25 protein-coding genes and 2 pseudogenes are annotated in these 21,177 nt (G+C 69.2%); 14 read left to right on the top strand and 13 right to left on the bottom strand.

Annotated elements, in window-relative coordinates; translation table 11 throughout:
• Nucleotides 1-34: 34 nt before the first annotated feature.
• Nucleotides 35-406, top strand: coding sequence for a MerR family transcriptional regulator (locus ABFX45_RS31425; RefSeq protein ID WP_346133866.1), 372 nt, complete (start codon nt 35-37; stop codon nt 404-406).
• A 15-nt stretch (nt 407-421) separates the two neighbouring features.
• Here the strand turns inward: ABFX45_RS31425 and ABFX45_RS31420 are convergent, their stop codons facing one another.
• Nucleotides 422-1,462, bottom strand: coding sequence for an NAD(P)-dependent alcohol dehydrogenase (locus tag ABFX45_RS31420; RefSeq protein WP_428834208.1), 1,041 nt, complete (start codon nt 1,460-1,462; stop codon nt 422-424).
• 143 nt (nt 1,463-1,605) lie between these two features.
• Here ABFX45_RS31420 and ABFX45_RS31415 point away from each other — a divergent pair, with 143 nt between their 5' ends.
• Both ABFX45_RS31415 and ABFX45_RS31410 read left to right on the top strand, forming a co-directional pair.
• A complete protein-coding gene (locus ABFX45_RS31415) occupies nt 1,606-2,475 on the top strand; it encodes a helix-turn-helix domain-containing protein (RefSeq protein WP_109639930.1) in 870 nt (289 codons plus the stop codon).
• Nucleotides 2,472-2,759 carry an Rdx family protein gene (locus ABFX45_RS31410; RefSeq protein ID WP_109639929.1) on the top strand — a complete coding sequence of 96 codons (288 nt, stop codon included), beginning with the start codon at nt 2,472-2,474 and terminating at the stop codon, nt 2,757-2,759. Before ABFX45_RS31415 ends, ABFX45_RS31410 begins: the two co-directional genes overlap by 4 nt.
• Nucleotides 2,760-2,768: 9 nt before the next feature.
• On the opposite strand, the gene ABFX45_RS31405 is transcribed toward ABFX45_RS31410, so the two are convergent.
• Complete coding sequence (locus ABFX45_RS31405) at nt 2,769-3,551, bottom strand: SDR family NAD(P)-dependent oxidoreductase (RefSeq protein ID WP_346133863.1); 783 nt, start codon at nt 3,549-3,551, stop codon at nt 2,769-2,771.
• 84 nt (nt 3,552-3,635) lie between these two features.
• Between ABFX45_RS31405 and ABFX45_RS31400 the strand changes: the two genes are divergently transcribed.
• The 3 genes from ABFX45_RS31400 (at nt 3,636) to ABFX45_RS31390 (ending at nt 5,256) form a co-directional block, all read left to right on the top strand.
• Nucleotides 3,636-4,223, top strand: a complete 588-nt coding sequence (locus tag ABFX45_RS31400; RefSeq protein ID WP_109639927.1) for a TetR/AcrR family transcriptional regulator — start codon at nt 3,636-3,638, stop codon at nt 4,221-4,223.
• A 113-nt stretch (nt 4,224-4,336) separates the two neighbouring features.
• Entirely contained in the window at nt 4,337-4,840 is a 504-nt protein-coding gene (locus ABFX45_RS31395; RefSeq protein ID WP_146231761.1) for a hypothetical protein, read from the top strand.
• On the top strand, nt 4,837-5,256 hold the full coding sequence (locus ABFX45_RS31390) for an acyl-CoA thioesterase (RefSeq protein WP_346133861.1): 420 nt from the start codon (nt 4,837-4,839) through the stop codon (nt 5,254-5,256). Before ABFX45_RS31395 ends, ABFX45_RS31390 begins: the two co-directional genes overlap by 4 nt.
• A 1-nt stretch (nt 5,257) precedes the next feature.
• On the opposite strand, the gene ABFX45_RS31385 is transcribed toward ABFX45_RS31390, so the two are convergent.
• A complete protein-coding gene (locus ABFX45_RS31385) occupies nt 5,258-5,401 on the bottom strand; it encodes a hypothetical protein (protein ID WP_170155178.1) in 144 nt (47 codons plus the stop codon).
• Nucleotides 5,398-6,003 (bottom strand): hypothetical protein, encoded by a 606-nt coding sequence (locus ABFX45_RS31380; protein WP_346133858.1) that lies wholly within the window; start codon nt 6,001-6,003, stop codon nt 5,398-5,400. Before ABFX45_RS31380 ends, ABFX45_RS31385 begins: the two co-directional genes overlap by 4 nt.
• A 160-nt stretch (nt 6,004-6,163) precedes the next feature.
• Between ABFX45_RS31380 and ABFX45_RS31375 the strand changes: the two genes are divergently transcribed.
• Entirely contained in the window at nt 6,164-6,826 is a 663-nt protein-coding gene (locus ABFX45_RS31375; RefSeq protein ID WP_112228626.1) for an HAD family hydrolase, read from the top strand.
• Nucleotide 6,827: 1 nt separating this feature from the next.
• On the opposite strand, the gene ABFX45_RS31370 is transcribed toward ABFX45_RS31375, so the two are convergent.
• Nucleotides 6,828-7,400: a dihydrofolate reductase family protein gene (locus ABFX45_RS31370; RefSeq protein WP_109639922.1), complete on the bottom strand. Its 573-nt coding sequence runs from the start codon at nt 7,398-7,400 to the stop codon at nt 6,828-6,830.
• 186 nt (nt 7,401-7,586) lie between these two features.
• Here ABFX45_RS31370 and ABFX45_RS31365 point away from each other — a divergent pair, with 186 nt between their 5' ends.
• Nucleotides 7,587-7,811, top strand: coding sequence for a hypothetical protein (locus ABFX45_RS31365; RefSeq protein ID WP_346133855.1), 225 nt, complete (start codon nt 7,587-7,589; stop codon nt 7,809-7,811).
• Nucleotides 7,812-7,861: 50 nt separating this feature from the next.
• Complete coding sequence (locus ABFX45_RS31360) at nt 7,862-8,077, top strand: hypothetical protein (RefSeq protein WP_109639920.1); 216 nt, start codon at nt 7,862-7,864, stop codon at nt 8,075-8,077.
• A 22-nt stretch (nt 8,078-8,099) separates the two neighbouring features.
• Here the strand turns inward: ABFX45_RS31360 and ABFX45_RS31355 are convergent, their stop codons facing one another.
• A complete protein-coding gene (locus tag ABFX45_RS31355; RefSeq protein WP_112228629.1) occupies nt 8,100-8,603 on the bottom strand; it encodes a hypothetical protein in 504 nt (167 codons plus the stop codon).
• Between the two features lie 7 nt (nt 8,604-8,610).
• Here ABFX45_RS31355 and ABFX45_RS31350 point away from each other — a divergent pair, with 7 nt between their 5' ends.
• Together ABFX45_RS31350 and ABFX45_RS31345 are read left to right on the top strand one after the other, a co-directional pair.
• The gene (locus ABFX45_RS31350; protein ID WP_346133853.1) at nt 8,611-8,907 is read left to right on the top strand and encodes an RICIN domain-containing protein; all 297 of its coding nucleotides are present in this window, start codon (nt 8,611-8,613) and stop codon (nt 8,905-8,907) included.
• 64 nt (nt 8,908-8,971) lie between these two features.
• Nucleotides 8,972-9,615, top strand: a pseudogene (locus ABFX45_RS31345) (DNA alkylation repair protein).
• Here the strand turns inward: ABFX45_RS31345 and ABFX45_RS31340 are convergent.
• On the bottom strand, nt 9,581-9,901 hold the full coding sequence (locus ABFX45_RS31340; protein WP_346133851.1) for a hypothetical protein: 321 nt from the start codon (nt 9,899-9,901) through the stop codon (nt 9,581-9,583). The pseudogene ABFX45_RS31345 and the gene ABFX45_RS31340 sit on opposite strands and share 35 nt — an antisense overlap.
• Before the next feature lie 191 nt (nt 9,902-10,092).
• Between ABFX45_RS31340 and ABFX45_RS31335 the strand changes: the two genes are divergently transcribed.
• Nucleotides 10,093-11,346 (top strand): PucR family transcriptional regulator, encoded by a 1,254-nt coding sequence (locus ABFX45_RS31335; RefSeq protein ID WP_112228631.1) that lies wholly within the window; start codon nt 10,093-10,095, stop codon nt 11,344-11,346.
• A 1-nt stretch (nt 11,347) separates the two neighbouring features.
• Here ABFX45_RS31335 and ABFX45_RS31330 read toward each other — a convergent pair whose 3' ends face one another.
• Together ABFX45_RS31330 and ABFX45_RS31325 are read right to left on the bottom strand one after the other, a co-directional pair.
• Nucleotides 11,348-11,893, bottom strand: a complete 546-nt coding sequence (locus ABFX45_RS31330) for a polysaccharide lyase family 7 protein (protein WP_346133848.1) — start codon at nt 11,891-11,893, stop codon at nt 11,348-11,350.
• A gap of 264 nt (nt 11,894-12,157) precedes the next feature.
• Complete coding sequence (locus tag ABFX45_RS31325; RefSeq protein ID WP_233440051.1) at nt 12,158-13,030, bottom strand: peptidase inhibitor family I36 protein; 873 nt, start codon at nt 13,028-13,030, stop codon at nt 12,158-12,160.
• Nucleotides 13,031-13,398: 368 nt separating this feature from the next.
• On the opposite strand from ABFX45_RS31325, the gene rph reads away from it, so the two are divergent.
• Nucleotides 13,399-15,924 carry a rifamycin-inactivating phosphotransferase gene (gene rph / locus ABFX45_RS31320; protein WP_346133846.1) on the top strand — a complete coding sequence of 842 codons (2,526 nt, stop codon included), beginning with the start codon at nt 13,399-13,401 and terminating at the stop codon, nt 15,922-15,924.
• Between the two features lie 61 nt (nt 15,925-15,985).
• Here the strand turns inward: rph and ABFX45_RS31315 are convergent.
• Both ABFX45_RS31315 and ABFX45_RS31310 read right to left on the bottom strand, forming a co-directional pair.
• Nucleotides 15,986-16,441, bottom strand: a pseudogene (locus ABFX45_RS31315) (phosphatase PAP2 family protein); the annotation flags it as partial.
• Between the two features lie 150 nt (nt 16,442-16,591).
• Complete coding sequence (locus ABFX45_RS31310; protein WP_346133844.1) at nt 16,592-17,773, bottom strand: hypothetical protein; 1,182 nt, start codon at nt 17,771-17,773, stop codon at nt 16,592-16,594.
• A gap of 114 nt (nt 17,774-17,887) precedes the next feature.
• Here ABFX45_RS31310 and ABFX45_RS46575 point away from each other — a divergent pair, with 114 nt between their 5' ends.
• A complete protein-coding gene (locus tag ABFX45_RS46575; protein ID WP_428834207.1) occupies nt 17,888-18,391 on the top strand; it encodes a helix-turn-helix domain-containing protein in 504 nt (167 codons plus the stop codon).
• Here ABFX45_RS46575 and ABFX45_RS31300 read toward each other — a convergent pair.
• Together ABFX45_RS31300 and ABFX45_RS31295 are read right to left on the bottom strand one after the other, a co-directional pair.
• On the bottom strand, nt 18,388-20,724 hold the full coding sequence (locus tag ABFX45_RS31300) for a hypothetical protein (RefSeq protein ID WP_346133842.1): 2,337 nt from the start codon (nt 20,722-20,724) through the stop codon (nt 18,388-18,390). The two genes, ABFX45_RS46575 and ABFX45_RS31300, sit on opposite strands and share 4 nt — an antisense overlap.
• Nucleotides 20,714-21,175, bottom strand: coding sequence for a hypothetical protein (locus ABFX45_RS31295; RefSeq protein WP_346133840.1), 462 nt, complete (start codon nt 21,173-21,175; stop codon nt 20,714-20,716). The genes ABFX45_RS31300 and ABFX45_RS31295 overlap by 11 nt, the downstream gene beginning before the upstream one ends.
• Nucleotides 21,176-21,177 lie beyond the last annotated feature (2 nt).

The following is a 21,177-nucleotide window of genomic DNA, read 5'->3' as shown; positions in this document are numbered from 1 at the left end:
TGACGTCAGAGGTAGCTTTTGTGGTGGAGGTCTCATGCGCATCGGTGAGCTGGCGGAACGCACGGGCGTGAGCGTGCGCGCGTTGCGCTACTACGAGGAGCAGGGCCTTCTCACCGGCGAACGCAGCCAGAGCGGGCAACGGCACTATCCCGACGAGGCCGTCGACCGCGTGCGGCTCATCCAGCAGTTCTACGCGGCCGGGATCTCCAGCGCCTCGATCCTCGAGATGCTGCCGTGCGTGGTGACCGGGGTGGCGTCGCCGGAGGTCCTGGCCACGCTGCACGGACACCGGTCGTCGGTGGTGCGGCAGATCGAGGAGCTCCAGGAGACCCTCCGGCAGCTCGACTCGGTGATCGCGGGCGCCGCCAGGTCCCACGAGTCCGGGGTGCCCTGCCAGCCGAGCTGACAGGGCACCTGGACGTCAGATCGTCGCGGTGTCGATCACGAACCGGTACCGCACGTCGCTCGACTGCACCCGCTCGTAGGCCACGTTGATCTGGTCGGCGTTGATCAGCTCGATCTCCGCGCCCAGGCCGTGCTCGGCGCAGAAGTCCAGCATCTCCTGGGTCTCCGCGATGCCGCCGATCATCGACCCGGCGAGCGTCTTGCGGCCGCCGAGCAGCCCGAACAGGTTCAGCGAGATCGGCTCCTCCGGCGCGCCGACGTTCACGATCGCGCCGTCGGTCTTCAGCAGACCGAGGTAGGCGCCGAAGTCGAGCGGCGCGGACACCGTGGACAGGATCACGTCGAACTTCCCCGCCAGGTCGGTGAACGTGGCGGGGTCGCTGGTGGCGCGGTAGTCGTGGGCGCCGAGCTTGAGCCCGTCGTCCTTCTTGCGCAGCGACTGCGACAGCACGGTCACCTCGGCGCCGAGCGCGGCGGCGATCTTGACGCCCATGTGGCCGAGACCGCCGAGGCCGACGACGGCGACCTTCTTGCCCGGTGCGACGCCCCAGTGCTTGAGCGGCGAGTAGACGGTGATGCCCGCGCACAACAGCGGCGCGGCCACGTCCAGCGGCAGGGAGTCCGGGATCCGCACCGCGTAGTTCTCGTCGACCACGATCTGCTTCGAGTAGCCGCCGTAGGTGACGTCGCCGTGACGGTCGATGCCGTTGTAGGTCATGGTGCTGCCGCTCGTGCAGTACTGCTCCAGGCCGCGCAGGCAGTTGTCGCACTCCCGGCAGGAGTCGACCATGCAGCCGACACCGACCCGGTCGCCGACGGCGTAGCGGGTCACCTCGGAGCCGACCTCGGCGACCACACCGGCGATCTCGTGGCCGGGCACCATCGGGAAGATCCCCTGGCCCCAGCCCTCGTTGACCTGGTGGATGTCGGAGTGGCAGATGCCCGCGAACTCGATGTCGATCAGAACGTCGTGCGCGCCGACCGCGCGACGTTCGATGGTGGTGCGCTCCAGCGGTGCCTTGGGTGCGGGAGCGGCGTAGGCAGCGACGGTGCTCATCAGGTTCTCCTCGTTCGTCGTGTCGCTTGACGACACTGCTCCGGTTCGAGGGACCCACCCAGACACCTGGTTTTCGTACGACTGGCGTGCCTACCACTGGCAGTAGCAGGCACGGCGTTCCCGGTCCGGGGATACTCGGGAACATGACCGTCGATCCGCGCACCGAGCTGAGCGAGTTCCTGCGCAGCCGCCGGGCGCGGCTGTCCCCCGACGACGTCGGGCTGCCCCGGTACGGCAGGACCCGCCGCGTGCCGGGCCTGCGCCGCGAGGAGCTGGCGCAGCTCGCGGGTGTCTCGGTGGCGTACTACACGCGGCTGGAGCAGGGCAACGGACGCAACGTCTCGGCAGAGGTGCTGGACTCGATCGCCCGTGCGTTGCGGCTGAACGACGCCGAGCACGCGCACCTGCGGAACCTGGCGAACTGCAAGCACGGCAAGAAGAAGACCGTGCGAACGCAGGTGCGGCCCGCGCTCAGGCATCTCCTGGACGGCGTCGGCGTCCCCGCGTACATCGGCGGGCGGCGCTCGGACATCCACGCGTGGAACCCGATGGCGGCGGCGTTGTTCGGTGACTGGGGCGAGCTCGCGCCACGCGACCGCAACTGGGCGCGGCTGATCTTCCTGCGACCGTCCTATCAGGACCTCTTCGTCGACTGGCGGAGCAAGGCTGCCGACGTCGTCGGCTTCCTGCGCATGGACGCGGGCTGCTACCCGGACGACCCCGAGCTGGCCGCGCTGGTCGGCGAGCTGTCGGTGAAGAGCGAGCTGTTCCGGCAGCTCTGGGCCAAGCACGACGTCAAGGAGAAGAGCTTCGGCACCAAGGTGCTCAGGCACCCGCTCGTGGGCGAGATGACGCTGTCGTACGAGACGCTGAAGATGCCGAGCGAGCCCGACCTGTTCTTCACCACCTACCACGCCGAACCCGGCACCGCGTCCGCCGAGGCGCTGCAGCTGCTCGCGAACTGGGGTACGGACGCGACCCGCGCCGGCACCTCTGTTAAGACTCAGGCATGAGGACACCGCGCCTGGAGATCGAGTACTGCACCCAGTGCCGCTGGCTGCTGCGCGCCGGCTGGACCGCGCAGGAGCTGCTGACCACGTTCACGACCGAACTGGGCGAGGTCGCGCTGATCCCCGGCACCGGTGGCGTGTTCGACGTGCGGCTGGACGGCGAGACCGTGTGGTCGCGCAAGGAGCAGGAGGGCTTCCCGGACCTCGCCGTGCTCAAGCAGCTGGTGCGCGACCGGGTGGCGCCGGAGCGGTCGCTGGGCCACACCGACCGCAAGAACCCGGCCTGACCGTCTCGCTCAGCGGGCGCCGTTCAGCGCGCCCATCGCCATGACCGCGAGCCGCCTGTTGAGCAGCCTGGACAACGTCAGCAGCAGCCGGTTGAGCCGGCCGACGGCGACACTCGGCGGCGGGTTGCGCCGGCCCAGCGTCCGCAACGCCGTCTCCACCACCAGTTCCGGCGAGTGCATCCGCGCGCCCGCCGCGGCCTCGGGGCCGGCGACGTCGAAGAACTCGGTCCTGGTCGCTCCTGGCGAGAGCGCGAGCACCCGCAGACCACTGCGGCGGTGTTCCTGCCACAACGCCTCGGTGAAGCTGAGCACGAACGCCTTGGCCGCGCCGTACACCGCCATCCTCGGCACCGGCGCGTACGCGGCCATGCTCGCGATGTTGACCAGCAAGCCGCGGCCGGATGCCGCGAGCTCGTCGACGAACGTCCTGGACAGCTCCACCACGGCCGAGACGTCGAGCGCGATCTCGGCGCGCAGCCGTTCCGCGTCCTCCCCGGCGAACGGGCCGAACGTGCCGAACCCGGCGTTGTTGATCAGCCCGGTCAGCTTCAGCCCTCGCGCCTGAAGCTCCGCGGCCAGGCCCGCCACGGCTCCCGGTTCGGTGAGATCGCACGGCAGCACTGTCACCTCGACCTCCTTCAGCTCGGCGGCGAGTGCCTCCAGCCGTTCCGCCCGGCGAGCGACGAGCACCAGGTCAGCACCCCTGCGGGCGAGCTCACGAGCGAACTGCGCGCCGATTCCGGCACTGGCTCCGGTGATCAGCACCCGCATGCCTCGACAGTCGATTGTCACTCGATTCCTCCTTGGCATCGAGTGCCAAGTTAGCATCAAATGCCAGGCAGGCGCCAGGAGTCGAGGTGGCACTAGGCTGGGCACGTGTCAGATCGCTTGTGGGACCGCACGCGCCGCCGCGTCCAGGAGGAGGTCGTGGACGCCGCGCTCGCGCTGTTCCTGGAGCACGGCTTCGAGGAGACGACGGTCGACCAGGTGGTGGCCGCGGCCGGGATCTCGCGGCGTTCCTTCTTCCGCTACTTCGGCACGAAGGAGGACATCGTCTTCGGCGATCTCGCCGAGCAGGGCCCGGCGATCCTCGAAGCGCTGCGTGAGCGCCCCGACGACGAGCCGATCTGGGAAGCGCTGGGGCACGCGTTCGGCGTGCTGACCACGCGCATGAGCCCGGAGCGCGGCGCGATGATCGGCAGGCTGGTCACCACCAGCCCCGCGTTGCGCGCCGCCCACCTGGAGAAGCACCTGCGCTGGCAGGAGGTTCTGGCACCGGAGGTCGAGCGCCGCGTCGGCACCGGCGGCGCCCCGCCCGGCCTCGTCGGCGAGGCGATCGTGGCCACCGTGCTGGCGTGTCTCGACGCGGCCTCCGCCGCCTGGGTGCGTCAGGGCGCCGACGGCGGCCTCGACGAGCTGCGGCGGCTCACCTATGCCGCGCTCACCGCTGTCCGAAGTGGATGATCAGCCGACGCTGAGCGGGGTGTCGATCCGCATCGGTTCTCCCCCTTCGGTTTCTCCACCTTTCGCGGCGAACCGGCACCGTAACTCGCACGTCAGCTCGTATCGTGTGGGCCGTGCATCCGAACCAGGGCTGGCAACCGCGGCAACCACCGGGATACGGACCGCCTCCCGGCTGGGGCCCGCCACCGAAACCGAGCACCGCGCCGGCGTTCCTCGCGGGTGGGCTGTGGCTGCTCGTGTCCGTGCTGTGCTTCGTTCTCGCGGGCCTCAACACCGCAGACGGTGTGGGACAGACACCGAGAGCCGCCGTGGCGTTGATCGGAATCATGCTGCCGCCCGGCATCGTCGGCAACGGTGACGCGGTGATCGCGGCGACCTGCACGGCGGGCGGCGTGGTCCTGTTGCTCGTGGTGCTGCTGTTCGCCCGGCTGGGGTTCGCGCGCTGGATCGCCGCCGCGCTCGGGTTCCTCGTGGTCGTCTACTACATCTTCGCCATCGTGCGGCTGACGACCTTCCACGGGGGAACGTTCATCATCGTGCCGGGTGTGGCGTTGCTGCTGTGGCTGGCCGCGTCGATGGTGTCGGTGCTGCCGCCGGTCGGACGGGCGATGCGATGAACGACGTCTGGTCCGGCTACACGTTCACGCCCCTGTTCTACGAGATCGACGGCCAGGGCGTGATGTTCAACATGTGGTACCTCGGGCACGTCGACGAGGCGGTCGACGGCTTCTTCGTCCACTGTGGCCTGCCGTACTCCGACTGGCCCGGCATGGGTTTCGACGCCCACGTCGTGCACGTGGACCTCGACTTCCGCGCCGGTGTCAGGTCGCGTGACATCGCCGAGGTGCTGATCAGCCCGTCCCGGATCGGGCGCAAGAGCTTCACGCTCGACTTCGCGTTCCGCCGGGACGGGGAGATCGTCTGCAGTGGTGGCGTCGTCTACGCCACCGTGTCCACCGAGGGGCACGGCACCATCGAGCTGCCCGACCAGCTGGTCAAGGCGCTCGGCGAGGTGCGGCCCCTGCGCGGCTGAGTCACTCGCACGTCCAGGTCGCCGACACCCAGCGACCGTCGGCGGCCTTGCGCTGTCCGGCGAGATCGTTGCTCTCCGCCACCGCGAGGACGCGTTCGTTGATGGGCAGCTCGCCGTAGAACTCGGTGCCGCGCCAGACCTTCACGGTGAGCCTGCCGTCGTTGTCGTCGTCCTGCCGCGCGGCCGGCTGGCCGGCCGCGTTGACACCGATGGGGACGCGGGTCGTTCATCACGTACTTCTGCACGGCCGCGCCGGTGACGAGGTCCCACCGCCACATACCGGTGTGGTCGCCGAACTTCTCGCCGAGCGCCTGGCTGCCCTGGGCCGGGCGGATGATGAGGTTCGGCGAGCTTTCGAGGGTCGGCGCGGGTCCCGTCCGGGTTCACCACGCGCCCGGCGTCGTCGATGCCCAGCGCCACGTCGTCGGCCACGATCTTGAAGGTGCCCGGCTGGCTGCGCGGCCACGCGGTCGAGGAGAAGGCGGTGCCGACGATGTCGCCCGACTCGTTGGTGCCGTCGGGCGACGCCGAGGTTCCGTCGGGCACGGGCAGCGTCTGCAAGGTGCCGTCCCGGTACACGAGCGGCGTGCGCGTCGCGAAGTCGTAGCCGATGAGCTCGCCACTGCCGTTCGCACCAAGGAGGTAGTGCTGGGTCGAGACCGGCGCGTTCACGGCGATCGGCGTGCCGTTCTGCCACAACAGGAACTCGCCCGAGCTCGCCTGCGCCGGCACCGCCGGTGCCGGCAACGAAAGCAGCGCAGCGCAAACCACGGTCGTACGACGCGTGTGAATCCCCCGTTGGTCCAGTGCGGGGATTCCGTACCGCAGGTCATCGGGTGCAAGGCGCTCCAGCCGGGTTCGAGCTGACGGACGTAGCGTCTCCACCACCCGGCGGAGGAGTGCGCCCGTGAACCGCTGCGTGATCTTCGATCTGGACGGCACGCTCGTCGACACCCCGCGCGGGATCGTCACGACGTTCGCCGCGGTGTTCAGCCGGCTCGGCCTGCCCACAGTGGACTCCGCCTCGATCCGCGGCACGATCGGGCTGCCGCTGCCGGCCGCGTTCGCGAAGCTGCTCGGTGTCGCCGAGGACGAGCCCCGCGTCGCCGAGTGCGTCGCGCACTACCGGTCGATGTCCCGCAGGATCATGCTGCCGATGGCACCGAACCTGGTGTTCCGCGGTGTGTTCGACGGGCTGGCGTCGTTGCGGGAGAACGGTTTCCTGCTCGCCGTCGCGACGAACAAGTTCAGCGCGAACGCCGAGGAGCTGCTCGTCGCGGCCGGCCTCCGCGACGAGTTCTCCGCTGTCGTCGGTGCGGACCAGGTGCCGATGCCCAAGCCGGACCCCGCGTCGGGGTTGCTGGTGCTGAACAGGCTCGGCGTGGCACCCGAGCGAGCGGTCGTCGTCGGCGACACGACGTGCGACGTGCTGATGGCGCGCGCGGCCGGGATGTCGTCGATCGGCGTGACCTACGGCGTGCACGGCGTCGACCAGTTGCTCAGCGCCGGCCCCACCTGGCTCGTCGACTCGTTCGCCGAGGTCGTCACCGCTGTGCGCGAGTGCCTCTGACTCAGCGCACGACGTCGTAGACCAGCTTCTGGATGCCGTTCGGGTACGACTCGCTCTCGGCGAGCTTCAGCATCTGCTTGTCCTTGTCGGTCTGGCTGAACAGCCGCTTGCCCGCGCCGAGCAGCACCGGGAACACCAGCAGGTGGTAGCGGTCGATCAGGCCGGCGTCGGACAGGTTGCGGTTGAGCGTCGCGCTGCCGTGGATGGTGATCGGGCCGCCCTCGGTCTCCTTCAGCGCCGCGACGTCGTCGAGCGAGCGCAGGATCGTGATGTCGCCCCAGTTGTCGACGAGCTGGTCCTCCTTGAGCGTGCTGGAGACGACGTACTTCGGAATCACGTTGTAGCGCGGGAAGTAGTCGAGGGTCGGCCACACCGGGGAGAACGCCTCGTAGCTGACCCTGCCCATCATCATCGCCGCGGACTCTTCCTGCTCGCGGCCCTTGATCTCGTAGGCGGCCTCGTCGAACTCGATGTCCTTGAAGGTCCAGCCGGAGCTGCGGTGACCGGGCTCGCCGCCGGGGGCTTCGACGACGCCGTCGAGCGAGACGAACGCGGTGGCGATCAGGGTGCGCATCGGAGTTCTCCTTGGTGTTCGAAGCGTGCTGTCATCAGTGTGTCGAACGGGAGATGCCGGGATCGACACCTCGCGCCAGGAAAGTTTCCGCCATGCGTCACGGCGACGCTGGACACCCCACCTGGTCCTACTGCTTCTCGTGCGGCACCGTCCCCCGCCAGGCCGGAAGATCACCGCCTGTTCCGCGTGCCGCAGGCGTTCGAGACGCACGCGCTCACCGACCCCGAGCTGTCCGAGCGGCTGCGGCAGAGCTACTCCGAGCTCCTCGCCCTGCTCACCGCGCTCGGCTCCGACCGCGCCGCCGAGCACCTGGCGCTGACTCTCGGCCTCGCGGGCCTGACCCTGACGGGCAATCTCACGGCCGCGGAAGCCCGCGCCGCAATCCGGTCAGGAATCAAGAAGCGCAGGTGATCCTCCCGCTCCTAACGTTGTCCTCAACAACAACAGGGAGGACAACGAAAATGAGCGGCAACAAGAGGATCCGGCAGTTCCACCGCGTGGTCAGCATGTTCTTCATGGCCACCGTCGTCTTCACGGCCGTCGCCCTGACCGTGGACAACTCCGCGGTGTGGGTGTCCTACGTGCCGCTGCTGCCGTTGTTCATCCTCATGGGCACCGGCGTCTACATGTGGTTCCTGCCGTCGATCGCCAGGCGCCGCGCCCGCCGTGCCGCCTAGTGGCCTGACCGGCACTAGCCGTTCAGCCGGTTCTCCAGGTGCGTGAGGGTGGCGTGCAGCGCCACCCCGTACACCGCGATCCGGCACGCCATCCGCCGGAACGTCGCGTCCGACGGCGCCATCGCCAGCTGAGCCCTCTGAGCGCCTCGATGTTGTGCCCCATCAACCGCTGGTGCTCGGCGGCGCCGTCCCACGCGGGCACGTCACGCTCGATGAAGTCCTCGAGCTCGTCGGCCATCTCCCGCTGCGCGACCGCGATGTTGAACCAGGTGGTGGCGTGCGCGGCGATGACGTCCGGCCGTCCCGTCAGCTCGTCCAGCACGTCCCTGAGCGGCCCGATCCGCTCCATCGCGGCCTTGGTCGTCTCCTCCGCGGGCGCGACCAGCGAGGGCACGGCGGCCTCGCGGACGGGATCCGGTTGCGGCGCCTGCTCCCCCGCGAGGTCGTACAACCCGGCCACGATGAGACGCAGGTTCTCCTCGACGTACTCGACCAGCTCGTCCTGCCGGACGTGCTTCTCCAGCACCAGGCCGATGATCCACCGGCACCACCGCGGTGCCGTGCGGATCAGGGTCGCGCACAGCGGCAAGTGCGTCGACGTGTGGGACGCGAGCCAGGACGCGACCGCCGACGCCACGCAGTACACGTGCAGCGCCACCAAGTTCAACCAGCAGTTCGTCGTCGAGCCGACCGGCACGGGCTCGTTCAAGCTGCGGGCGCGCCACAGCGGCCAGTGCTTGGAGATCGCGGGCCGCGGGCTCGCCGACAAGGCGAAGCTGCACCAGAACCGGTGCGTCGCCCACCGCGCCCAGGAGTGGGTCATCGGCTGACGGCTTAGGCTGACCGGAAACGGACAGGAGGGCCGAGGTGGCGGAAACGACGGTGGCCGGGGTGATGGCCGAGCTGGCCGCGCTGGAGGACCGAAGGCACGCGCGGTCAACGAGAAGCACGGCGACGACCACGGCGTGAACCTCGGCAAGCTCCGCGCGCTCGCCAAGCGCCTCAAGACCCAGCAGGACCTCTCGCTGGAGCTGTGGGCGACCGGTGACACCGCGGCCCGTCTCCTCGCCCTCCTGATCTGCCGCCCCAAGGCGTTCTCCCGCGACCAGCTCGACACGATGCTGCGCGAAGCCCGCCGTCCCAAGGTTCACGACTGGCTCGTGAACTACGTGGTGAAGAAGAGCGCCCACGCCGAGGACCTGCGCGTCTCCTGGTTCTCCGACCCGGACCCGGTGGTCGCGAGCGCGGGCTGGGCGTTGACGACCGAGCGTGTGCCACGCAAGCCGGAAGGCCTCGATCTCGAAGGGCTGCTCGACACGATCGAGGCGGAGATGAAGGGCGCGCCGGAACGCCTGCAGTGGGCGATGAACCACTGCCTGGCCCAGATCGGCATCGAACACCCAGCGCACAGGGCCCGCGCGATCGGCATCGGTGAGCGCCTCGAGGTCCTCAAGGACTACCCGACGCCGCCGAACTGCACGTCGCCGTTCGCCCCGATCTGGATCAACGAGATGGTCCGCCGCCGGCAGGACGCGTAGCGAACGTCGAGTGCCCCGGCTCCGGCGGCAGTTCGAGCAGCTGGCCGGCGACGTCGAGGAACTCACCACCGCACTGCCAGAGCGTGACGTCCGGGTCGACGACGAACGGGTCCGACGGGTCCACATCGTCCTCGCGGACGCGATAGGCCAGCGCCTCGATCTCGGAGTAGGCGAGCACCGTCTCGTTGGTCCCGCGCCACACACGCCGGAACATCACGGCGTTGACGCACGTCAGCCGGTCCTGCACGACGGTCCGCTGAAATCCGCGCCGCAGCAACAGCCTCATGCATTCCTGGACACTGCTCACGTTGTGCGCCAAGTCTCCTGCCCCTGCCGGTGTGAACTGCCAATTCTGGACGCACGCACAGGTACACCCGACCGGGCATCACTCGAACAGGTCAAACGTTTGGGTCAGCTGCACAACGCCGCGTGCCTCCGTTCGTGCAACACGCCCACGAAAGAAGACCGATTCGGGCGATGGCACGGGCCATCCGCATGCGCAAGCCTCTGCCGGTGGTCGACATCCCGGCACCTGACCCCCTCGCACCGCTGTACGAGCGCGCAGCGATGCAGATCCCCCGCATAGCCGAGCAGGTCCTGGAGGCGTTCTTCGCCAGATCCGCGGCCTACCGGCAACTCCCGCACCAGCTCGTCGACCGCGAGATCACCGAGGCGGTGACCCGAAACCTGCAGGTCTTCCTGCGCTCCTTGCGTGAGCAGCGGCCACCCGCGCCGGAAGAGCTGGCGGCCCAGATCGCCACCGCAGTCCGCAGAGCTCAGCAGGGCATTCCCCTCGACGTCGTGCTGAGCACCTACCACGTCGCCGCCCACGTCGGCTGGACCGCGATGGCCGGCGTCGCCGAGAAGGACGACATCGATGACCTGCTCGCGACCGTGCCCGCACTGCTGCAGTACCTGAGCTTCGCCGTGCCCGCCGTCGCCGCCTCGTACCTCACCGAACAGCAGGCCCTGCACGCCGAACGCCGCGAGGCGGGCCGCGCCCTGGTGGCCGCCCTGCTGACCGGTCGCGAGGCGGAACCGCTGGCCGAACGCATCGGCCTCGACCTGGCCAGCCACCACGTCGTCCTGGCCGTGCGGGTCGAACCGCCACCACTGAACGAGGGCGCCGACGGCCACGACGCACGGCTCGCCGCGCACGTGCTCGTCCGTCGCCTCCGCGCCGAACTGCCGAAGCACGCGCTCTCCGCACTCGACCACGACGGCGGCACCGTGCTGCTGCCCACCTCGGCGGAGACCGTGGACGCTGAACTGGCCGACGCCGCCGACCTGGTTCGCAGGCTGCACACCGCGGCGGGCCTCGGCCTGGTGGGCGGAATCGCCGCGGCCGAGAGCCGCGACGACATCCCCACCGCGGCCCGCCAGGCCGCCGACATCGCCGAGCTGGCCCAGCGACTGGGCCGCCCGTCCGGCGCGTACGTGCTCGACGACGTGCTGCTCGAGTACCAGCTCTGCCGTCCGGGCCCCGGCCGCAAACGCCTCGCCCGCGTGATGGACCGGCTGGCCGAGCATCCCGACCTGCTGCACACGCTGCGGGAGTTCATCAACAGCGACCACAACCGCCACCGCACGGCGGAAAAGCTGCACCTGCACCGCAACACGCTGAACTACCGCCTGCGCCGCGTCACCGAGCTGACCGGCTACAACCCGGCCGATCCCGGGGACATCCGGCTGCTCGCGGCGTCACTGATCGTCCACGACCTGCGGCCCTGACTCACTTCCGGTAGAAGTGCACGTTGCGCCACTGGTGTTCGGCACCGGCCGTCTTCAGCGTGCCGTACACCCCGTACTTGAAGTAGTGGTCGCCCTTGGGCCCGTTCGCGGTGTGGACGTGCTTTCCGTTGATGTAGATCGAATAGCTGCCGCCGGTGGCCGTGGCGTTGTGCGTGACGTTGATCCGCACCCACTTGCCGTAGATGTTGCTGACGAGGTCCTTGCCACCGCCCCTCAGCGTGCCGCCGTTGCGCGCGTAAGACCTGATCATCAACGTGGTGGCGCCCTCGCCGTCGTTGCCGAAGATCTGCATGGCGCTCTCGTCGTCGGTGCCCGAGGTGACCTTGAGCTCGCCCTCGAACTGCCGCTGCCCGGTCCGGTAGTTGTCCTGGATCCTGGCCTCGACGCGATTCGACCCGTTGTTGAAGAGCTTGAAGGTCTGCACCCCGCCCGCCCGGCGGTACGACCCTCCCGGTCCGGACGCGCTGGTGGTGCTGCTGGGGTAGCTCGTGATCTCGCCGCGGCTCTCTGGATCTGCAGGTTCCACGCGGGCTTGTACTCCTGCCACCCGCTGCCCACCGGCCCGGCCGAGGCCGCCGGCTGGATGACGGCGAAGGTGAGAAGTGTGGTGACGGCGGCTGCTGCGACTCGTCGTGCCATTTGCGCTCCTTGTGCACTGCAGGGATACACAGGCGGCGGCGAGGGAGAGTCTGACGCGTGAGTCAACAATTGCCAAACCCGAGGGATGCTCACGGAAAAGCCGGAAGGCCACCCGACCGGTGATCGGGTGGCCTCGCGGGAGTGGATCAGATCAGTCGCCGTGCGGGTTCTGGATCGAGACGTGGACGTGGTCGTAGTGACCGCTGGTCACACCGGAGCCACCGTTGTAGGTGCGCCAGCCCTCGGACGCGCGGGCGACGCTCCAGATCTTGCCCTGCCAGATCACGTACCGGACGTCGAGCTTGCTCGCGTACTTCTTCAGCCAGTTGGCGAGCTTCCAGCCCTGCTCCTTCTGCGCGGCGTTCGGGTGCTGCCCGATCGCGTTCGAGATCGTGCAGTCGAGAGCGTTGCCGGTGTTGTGGTTGCTGTCCGACGGCTCGTTGCTGCGGTAGTCGCCCACCCAGCAGTGCGTCTCGCCGGTCAGGCGGCGGATCTCGTCGTCCACGTGCTGCGTGCGCTTCGTGGCCTGAGGCGCGCGGGCCGTCGCGGACGGGTGCGGGTTGTCGTTCGGCGCACCGTAGGTGCCGCCGGTGCCGCCACCACCGCCGCCGCTGCCGCTGTCGTTGAGCTTGTGCGAGGCGTTCTCGTTCTTGAGGTCCGAGTTCAGGTTCGCCTTGGTGTTCGCGGCGATCGTCTGCTTGGAGCCCCCGTAACCGCTGTTGAAGTACACCGTGACGGGACTTCCGGTGCGGTTCCAGACCGAGGCGGCCTCGTTCTTCACACAAAGGCCCTTGCCGTTTCCGGCGCCCTTGAAGTCGTAGCAGCCGGGCTGCTCGTCACCGTAGTCGGAAACCGACGTGGTGAAGTCGGAAACCGACCCACCCTGATCACTGTTGTAGAACAGGCAGAATTCGCCCGACTCGCATTCACCGTTGCGGGCAGTGGCCGCGTTGGCCGTCGCCGCACCGAAGGACACGCTGATCAGCGCGCCCATCATCGCCACGAGAGTGAACTTCTTGAGCACTTTTGGTCCTTCTCTTCTTCGCAGGATCCGGCCCCCGCTGAAATTGCCGGAGCCCACTTTCACAGGGAAGCTTTTGTTTTCCGCTGGAAGCAGCATCTCGACGGCCGCTGACATCTCGCTGACACCAGAAGTCACCGGTCAGTCAGTGCCAGGAGACGGGTACGCCGAAGGCCTGAGCCGAAGAAGTGGATCACGGAGAAGGACACCGGAGAGGAAGGATGTCAACGTGCGAGGGGGCTCAGCCCGCTCCTCGCCACTTTCAACGTATAGCGCAGAGGGGGCCTTGCGGCAAGGCCCCTGTCGTGCCGCACACTCTGCGGCCGTAGCCACAACCAGCGACATTGTTCGCGATCGGGGGAAGTGAACGGATGAGCAGCCATGTGCTCGATCTCCAGGAGATCGACCAGTCGCAGCTCGCAGTCGTGGGCGGCAAGGGCGCGCACCTGGGAGAGCTTTCGCGGATCGGCGAAATCCGTGTGCCGCCGGGCTTTTGCGTGACGACGGACGCCTTCCGGCGAATCGTGGGAGAGGCGCCGTCGATCGGCGCACAGCTGGATCAGCTGGCGCACCTGGGCCCGGACGACCGGGAGGCGATCCGCACGCGCAGCGCCGAGATCCGGCAGGCCGTCGAAGAGATCGTCATCCCCGACGACCTGGCCGCGGAGATCACCGGTGCACTCGCCCTGCTCGGCGAGCGCACCGCCTGTGCCGTCCGGTCGAGTGCGACGGCGGAGGACCTGCCGGGGGCATCGTTCGCGGGGCAGCAGGACACGTACCTGAACGTCGTGGGCCCGGCGGAGGTGCTGCGGCACGTCAGCCGGTGCTGGGCCTCACTGTTCACCGAGCGGGCCGTGACCTACCGCCTGCGCAACGGTTACGGTCAGCGCGAGGTGAGCATGGCCGTGGTCGTGCAGCAGATGGTGTTCCCGCACGCGGCCGGCGTGCTGTTCACCGCAGACCCCGTCACGTCGAACCGGAAGGTCACCTGTGTGGAGGCCGTCTTCGGTCTCGGCGAGGCACTGGTCTCCGGTCAGGTGAACCCGGACATCTACCGGGTTCGCGACGGCGAGATCACGAGCAAAGCGATCGCCACCGAGCAATCGGCGCTGACGGACGACCAGGTCGTGCGACTGGAGAAGCTGGGCCGGCGGATCGAGGCGCGTTTCGGCCGCCCTCAGGACATCGAGTGGTGCCTGGCCGGCGACGACTTCCACATCGTCCAGAGCCGCCCGATCACGACGTTGTTCCCCGTCCCGGAGGCCGACGACGAGACCGATCGGGTCTACGTTTCCGTCGGCCACCAGCAGATGATGACCGACGCGATGAAGCCGCTCGGCCTTTCCGTGTGGCAGCTGACGACTCCCCGTCCCATGGCCGAGGCCGGCGGCCGCCTGTTCGTCGACGTCACGCAGATGCTCGCCGCACCGGCGAGCCGCGCCGGTCTTCTCGAGATCGCGGGAAAGTCCGATCCGCTGATGGGTGACGCCCTGCAGACCGTCCTCGATCGCGACGGCTTCGTCCCGTCGCTCCCGGAAGGCGTTCCCAGCCAGGAGATCCCCGGCGTCGTGCCGGCCACGATCGAAACCGATCCGGCCGTCGTCACCGAACTGATCGCGCACAGCGAGGAGTCCGTCGCCGCAGCCCGGCGCGACATCCGGGCCAAGTCCGGAACGGAGCTGCTCGACTTCATCCTGGCGGACTTCCAGGAGCTGCGGCGGATCCTGTTCGACCCGCGCAGCCACCAGGTGATCACGGCGGGGATGCAGGCCACGTGGTGGCTCAACGAAAAGCTGCACGACTGGCTGGGCGAGAAGAACGCGGCCGACACGCTCTCCCAGTCCGCGCCGCACAACGTCACGTCGGAGATGGGCTTGGCGCTGCTCGACGTCGCGGACGCGATCCGCCCGCACCCGGAAGTCGTCGCCTTCCTGCACGACACCAAAGATGAGTCCTTTTTGGACGACCTGGTCGAGGTTCCCGGCGGCCGGGAAGCACGTGACGCGATCCAGGCCTACCTCGACAGGTACGGCATGCGCTGCGTGGGCGAGATCGACATCACGAGGCCGCGCTGGAGCGAACACCCCGCCACGCTCCTGCCCCTGATCCTCACCAACGTCAGGAACTTCGAGCAGGGTGAGGGCGAACGCCGCTTCGAGCAGGGGCGGCAGGAGGCGTGGAAGAAGGAGCAGGAACTGCTGGAGCGCCTGCGTTCCCTGCCGGACGGCGAGCAGAAGGCGGGCGAGACCAAGCGGATGATCGACCGCCTCCGCACGTTCGTCGGCTACCGCGAGTACCCGAAGTACGGCATGGTCAGCCGCTACTTCGTCTACAAGCAGGCCCTGCTCGAAGAGGCCGAGCGTCTGGTGCGCGCGGGTGTGCTCGGCGAGAAGGAGGACATCTTCTTCCTGAGGTTCCAGGAACTTCAGGAAGTCGTGCAGGCCAACAAGGTTGACGACGAGCTGATCCGTCAGCGCAAGGAGGCCTTCAGGTCGTACGAGACGCTGACGCCACCCCGAGTGCTCACGTCGGACGGCGAGGCCATCGCCGGCACGTACCGGCGCGACTCGCCGGCCGGTGCACTGGTCGGCCTCCCGGTGTCCGCCGGGATCGTCGAGGGGCGGGCCCGCGTCGTCCTGGACCTGGCGCAGGCCGATCTCGAACCGGGCGACATCCTGGTCACGGCGTACACGGACCCCAGCTGGTCACCCCTGTTCGTCGCGATCACGGGCCTGGTGACGGAGGTCGGTGGTCAGATGACCCACGGTGCGGTGGTGGCGAGGGAGTACGGCCTGCCGGCTGTTGTGGGCGCGGCGAACGCCACGCGCCTGATTCAGGACGGGCAACGGATCCGCGTGAACGGAACCGACGGACACATCGAGATCCTGCCCGGCTGAGCCCGATCGCGACCGCCACGAGTGCGACACCGGCCACCACGTCCAGAACGTAGTGGTGGCCGGTGACCAGCACGACGAACGACGTGAGAACGGGGTACAGCCAGGCCAGCCATCGAGCGCGATGGCGCAGTGCCGACCACACGGCACAGGCACACCACGTCGTCCACGCGACGTGCATGCTCGGCATGGCGGCCAACAGGTTCATGCCCGGACGCGGAACACGTGACGCGGCACCGCCGAGGATGTCGTACGTGGCCATGTAGTCCACGATGCCGGGCAGGGTGAACCGCGGTGGTGCCTGCGGATAGAGCCACACCAGCAGCACGTCCAGAAGCATCATCACGATCAGCACGTTCCGCAGGCCGTCGTACCGATCTCGCCGAGCGAGGTGGAGCCAGATCAGGACGGCCGGCACCGCGAGGACGCTGAGGCGGTAGAAGCAGCCGGTCAGCCAGATCGCCGGCGGGTGCGCGACGATCGCCTGGTTGAGCGGGCGTTCGATCGCGAGGTGCAGCACCTGCTCCAGGCGCTGCACCCGCAGCGAGTTGATCGTCGCGGCCGGCTCACCCCTGTCGACCGCCGCCCTGGCGAGCCCGAACGCGAGATAGCCCGCGACGAGCAGCAGAACTTCGGCGTACCACTTGGCACGCAACGCCTTCCACACGGCTCAGAGCGCTCCGCCTGGCCTGCGTCCCGCGGTCAGGGCCTCGACCTGCTCCGCGGTGAACGGTGGGTCGAGCAGGTCGCCGCGCAGGGCGTGGCAACGGAACATGTCCGCGATGTAGTGCATGCGGTCCGGCAGGTCTGCCCAGTCGCGCGCGGCCGTGCCGAGCACGCTGTCCGCCGTCGGGTCGACGATCTCGAGCAGCGCCAGCAGTTCCGGGTCGGACAGCTCCGCGAGCAGCGGCGGGAACGTCGCGGGCAGGTCCTCGCCCAGATCGAGCAGCTCACCGCCCGGCAGCGCCAGGGTCATCAGGTGCTCGGTGACCGCCCGGCGCACCAGCACGCGCACCCGGTCGGCCAGCTGCTCGCTGGCGATGCGCACAGCACTCCTCCTGCCGAGCACGGTCAGCAGCGTCCTGCGCAGCCATTTGACCATCCGGTTGCCCGGCAGGAGCAGGTCGAGCAGACGGCGTTCGAGCTCGCGGGGGTCGACCACCGGTGCCTCCAGCGCGGCGGCGATCTCCGGTTGCAACCGCGTCTGCTCGTGCAGGCCGACCTCGATGTTCGCGAGGAGCAGCAGTTCGGCCCGCTGCTTCGGGTCGCCGGTGGTCATCGCGCGGTGGTAGCGGGTGAAGGCCTGCCGCAGATAGCGCTGCCCCTCCGGCGGCTCACCGGCCCGCAGCGAGTCGCAGAACTCCGCGATCGTCCGCTCTTCGGCGCCTGGACCGGTGAACTCGGTGAGGAAACGGGCGAACTCACGCGCGATCTCCTCGAAGACCTTGAGGTTGCCCCGCGCCGACGCGGCACTCACATCGTCGAGCCGCGCGACCGTCACCACGGCCCGGCGCACCATCTCGTGCGGAACGGTCCGCCGCAGGGCTCGCGCCACCAGGTCGACCCCGGCGGCCACCTCGGGCGAGGACTTCAGCAGCCGCTCCACCGTGCGCGCCAGGTCCTCCTGCCGGATGGTCCGCCCCACCTGCTTGGACGCCCACACCGCAAAGGTGCACCAGTTCGCGGCCCCACCGGTGACAGCGGCCATCGCCCGCGACAACCGGTGGTAGCAGTGGGTGATCTGCAGGTTGCGGACGACGGGATCGGCGTGCGCCGCGATCCGGTCGACATCGGCCACCACCGGCGGCATGTCGTCGCTTCGCTCGTGCACGTGCGTACCGGCCTGACTCATTGACGCCGACCTTTCTCCCCAGGGGTGACATCAACTGGGTCGTCCCGAGAGCGGGGAACGTGACGCTCACACCCATAAAGTCGCAATGACTTCAGTTTTGTACTCGTTACGAACATGAAGGCGTTACGGCTATCGTCGATCACGACGCCCGGCAGGCGCGAGCGCGAGAAGGCAGCCACACGTGCGGCGTTGTCGGAGGCCGCGCTGAAGCTCTTCCTGGAGCGGGGCTACGGCAAGGTGACGGTGGCGGAGATCGCCGAGGCCGCGGATACCGCGGTGGCGACGCTGTTCGCGCACTTCCCGGCGGGCAAGGAAGCGCTCATCCTCGACGACAGCGGCGAGCGCGAGGCCGCCCTGACCGCCGCGCTCGCGAGCGCCCGGAAGGCAGCTCCTTCCTGGACGCGCTGCAAGAGCCGCACTGGACCCCGGCGTCCGCGGCGGGCAGCTCTGGGGTCCGCGGCAGTTCGGCCTGCGAGGCGAGCCTCACCTCGAAAAGCCGCAGGCGCACATGACCGATCCGGCGAGCGCCGCGGCACTGTTGTCGAAGAGCCGCGAGCTGACCGGTGTCGACCCGGGCTGACGGCCGCACGGTGTCCCGTGCGGCCGTCCCGGGCCTAGCCCAGCAGTTCGGTCGGGTCGAGGGCGACGTCGAAGCCCAGCGCGACACCTCCACCCAGCGCGGCACCTCCCTTGCCCTTCACGTGCCACTTGCCGTCCTGGCCCTTCTCCACGCCGAACCCGCCACCGAAGCCGATGCCGGTCCACACCTCGGGCTGGACGGAAACCTCCGCCGGACCCACCTTCTTGCTGAGCTTGGGCAGTTCCACCGCGGCCCCGACCCGCGTCTCGGCGTCGATCGAGCCGCCGTTCGGACCGATCCCCCCGCTCACCTCCGCGCTGACACCGATCGGCACGTTGGCGCTCCCCGAGAGCTCGGCGGGCCCGAGCCGGCCGGTCGTCTCGGGCCCCGACGTCCGCAGCCCCGCGAAGCCCTTCGCGCCGAACTGGAGGCCCTTGGCGGCGTCCACGCCCCCGGTGGCCTCGAAGTCCGCGCCGACAGTGGTGCGCATGAAGGGTTGCCGTTCCCTGCCGTGGCGCTTCGCGTTCAGCGGTGACTCGATGAAGGTCACGTCCTTCCAGTTGGCGTGCCCCTTCCACCCACCGAAACTGCCCTTGTCCGGCGGAATGCGCACGAGGTCGCTGTTGGGCTCCTTCACCACCGCGCCAGGGCTGCGGTCCTTCAGCCAGCGGAGGGGAACGTCGCACGCGTTGCCGCACAACCAGTCGAAGCCGATCTCGGGAGTCGACTGGCTGGACCGGCCGTACGACGCCGGCGTGATCCGCAGGTTCGCAGCAGCTCCGGCAGCGAGGCCCCGCCGTTCACCGCCAGGCTTCACCAGGGGGTTGGGCTTCACGAGGGGGTTGGGTGCGGCGGTGAAACCAGGCCGCACGCCGCGCTGCCTTTGCGCGTTCCCGGCCTGCTGCTGCTCCAACCTCCGCACCTCGGCCTGCGCCGCCGCGGCCAGCTGCCCACGTCGCACGAGCGCGGCACCACCAGTCGCCGCCGCCCCCGGCGCCACCGCCAACCGGTTCGCCTTCTCCCGCGCGGCGTCGAGCTGACGCTTCAGTCCTGTCCCCGGCGCGCCACCACGCTGGGACTCCGCATACGCAGCACGGCCCGGTGCGGTGCGGGCAAGGGCTTCAGCGGCCTGCCGTTGCGCACGCATCTGACGTTCGGTCAGAGCCTGACGCTCCGCACCCGCCTCAGCCAGCCGCAACGACTGCGACATCGGCCTGGGCGCGGGCTTCTGGTCACCGCGCCGCTGGGGTTCGACCCGCTGTTGAGCCGCACGCTTGGCTGCGGTCCCCGGCGCGCCGCCACGCTGGGACTCCGCATACGCGGCGCGGCCCGGTGCAGTGCGCGCAAGATCCTGCGCGGCCCGCTGCTGAGCCTCACGCCTGGCCGCACTTCCCGGCGCCCCACCACGCTGAGACTCGGCGTAAGCGGCACGTCCGGGTGCGGTGCGCGCGAGGTCGTTCGCGGTCGACGTACGTGGCTGGTTCGGCTTGGCCGGCCGGACCCCGGCCGGGATCCGGTCGGCGATGATTCGCTTGCCGGTTTGGGGGACGAGTTTGGGAGGCTTGGGTTTGACCGTGGGCTTTTGGCCGCTGGGGCGTTGGGACTCCGCGTAGGCCTGTCGGCCGGGCGCCGTGCGGGCCAGATCGTCGGGCATCGGCGGACGTGCCCGGTTCTGCCTGGGCGGCAACGATTTCGGCTTGTTGGGCGCAGTGAGCCTCGGCGAGGGCCCGGACTTGGGTCCGGCTTTGCCGGGCGTCCCCAGCTGAGGCGGCTTCGGGACGACCCTGGGCTTCGGGGCCTGCTTCAGCGGTGGCTTCGGCGTGACGTTGGGTTTGGGGGTCGACTTCAGCGGCGGCTTCGCCACCGGCTTGGGCTTGGCCGCGTTGGGCTTCGGCACGACCCTGGGCTTCGGCGCCGGCTTCGGCTTCTGTGCCTGGGGCTTGGGTTTCACCGTGGGCTTGGAGTTGGCCGGAGCCTTGGGCTTGGGCTTCGCCGCGGGCCTGGAGTTGGCCGGAGCCTTGGGTTTCGCCGCAGGCTTGGGCCTGGTCGCAGGCTTGGAGTTGGCGGGAGCCTTGGGCTTGGCCGCAGGCTTGGGCTTGGGCTTGGTCGCGGGCTTCGACTTCGCCGCGGGCTTGGGCTTGGCTGCAGGCTTGGGCTTGGCTGCGGGCTTCGACTTCGCCGCAGGCTTCGACTTCGGTTTCGGCTTGGGCGCGGGCTTCGGCTTGGCCTTCGGCGCGGCTTGGCGCGCCGCGGAAGGCTTCGACTTCGACGCGGCCTCCGCCTCCTGGGCACCGAGGGCACCCACCGCCAGCGTCAGCAGACCACCCGAAGCGGCGTACAGGGCTGCCCTGCGCATGCTCTTAGAATTCACGCTCGATCTCCCTCCGGCGCACCCTGCGCTGCTGCAGCTCGATTCCGAGAGAACGCCCCATCAGCCCGCCGAACAGGCCGGCCGCGAGGCCTCCCGCCAGTGCGGCCGGCAGCAGGTCGACGAACACCGCCGGGATCGCTCCCGTCACCAGGGCAACGGAGATGCCGGCGATGTTGCCCGCCTTCGCGCTGCTCATCGGCTCACGTCGCGGCGGCTCGTAGTCGTAGTCGTCGTAGTCCACGTCCACGTCCACGTCCACGACCTCGTCGGACTCGTCGGACTCGTCATCGTCGGCCTCGTCGTCATCGAACGAGGAGTCCACTTCGGACTGCCAGACCTCCTCCGGCAGAACGACGTAGTACGAGTCGTAGGACGGCTCGGTGTCGTCGGTGAACTCGTCCTCCGCCGTGGAGGATCCGTACTCGTCGAACGACAGTCGCTTCGTCGGCATGC

Source organism: Lentzea roselyniae (assembly GCF_039537795.1).
Classification (GTDB): domain Bacteria; phylum Actinomycetota; class Actinomycetes; order Mycobacteriales; family Pseudonocardiaceae; genus Lentzea; species Lentzea atacamensis.
The sequence above is the reverse complement of the archived record's forward strand: the minus strand, read 5'-3'. Positions and strand labels throughout refer to the sequence as shown.

Excerpts from the sequence above, each read along its gene's own strand:
- ABFX45_RS31425 (WP_346133866.1), top strand. The coding sequence starts at position 35 with ATGCGCATCGGTGAGCTGGCGGAACGCACGGGCGTGAGCGTGCGCGCG.
- ABFX45_RS31420 (WP_428834208.1), bottom strand. The coding sequence starts at position 1,462 with ATGAGCACCGTCGCTGCCTACGCCGCTCCCGCACCCAAGGCACCGCTG.
- ABFX45_RS31415 (WP_109639930.1), top strand. The coding sequence starts at position 1,606 with ATGACCGTCGATCCGCGCACCGAGCTGAGCGAGTTCCTGCGCAGCCGC.
- ABFX45_RS31410 (WP_109639929.1), top strand. The coding sequence starts at position 2,472 with ATGAGGACACCGCGCCTGGAGATCGAGTACTGCACCCAGTGCCGCTGG.
- ABFX45_RS31390 (WP_346133861.1), top strand. The coding sequence starts at position 4,837 with ATGAACGACGTCTGGTCCGGCTACACGTTCACGCCCCTGTTCTACGAG.
- ABFX45_RS31370 (WP_109639922.1), bottom strand. The coding sequence starts at position 7,400 with ATGCGCACCCTGATCGCCACCGCGTTCGTCTCGCTCGACGGCGTCGTC.
- ABFX45_RS31360 (WP_109639920.1), top strand. The coding sequence starts at position 7,862 with ATGAGCGGCAACAAGAGGATCCGGCAGTTCCACCGCGTGGTCAGCATG.
- ABFX45_RS31350 (WP_346133853.1), top strand. The coding sequence starts at position 8,611 with ATGATCCACCGGCACCACCGCGGTGCCGTGCGGATCAGGGTCGCGCAC.
- ABFX45_RS31340 (WP_346133851.1), bottom strand. The coding sequence starts at position 9,901 with ATGAGGCTGTTGCTGCGGCGCGGATTTCAGCGGACCGTCGTGCAGGAC.
- ABFX45_RS31335 (WP_112228631.1), top strand. The coding sequence starts at position 10,093 with ATGGCACGGGCCATCCGCATGCGCAAGCCTCTGCCGGTGGTCGACATC.
- rph (WP_346133846.1), top strand. The coding sequence starts at position 13,399 with ATGAGCAGCCATGTGCTCGATCTCCAGGAGATCGACCAGTCGCAGCTC.
- ABFX45_RS31310 (WP_346133844.1), bottom strand. The coding sequence starts at position 17,773 with ATGAGTCAGGCCGGTACGCACGTGCACGAGCGAAGCGACGACATGCCG.
- ABFX45_RS46575 (WP_428834207.1), top strand. The coding sequence starts at position 17,888 with ATGAAGGCGTTACGGCTATCGTCGATCACGACGCCCGGCAGGCGCGAG.
- ABFX45_RS31295 (WP_346133840.1), bottom strand. The coding sequence starts at position 21,175 with ATGCCGACGAAGCGACTGTCGTTCGACGAGTACGGATCCTCCACGGCG.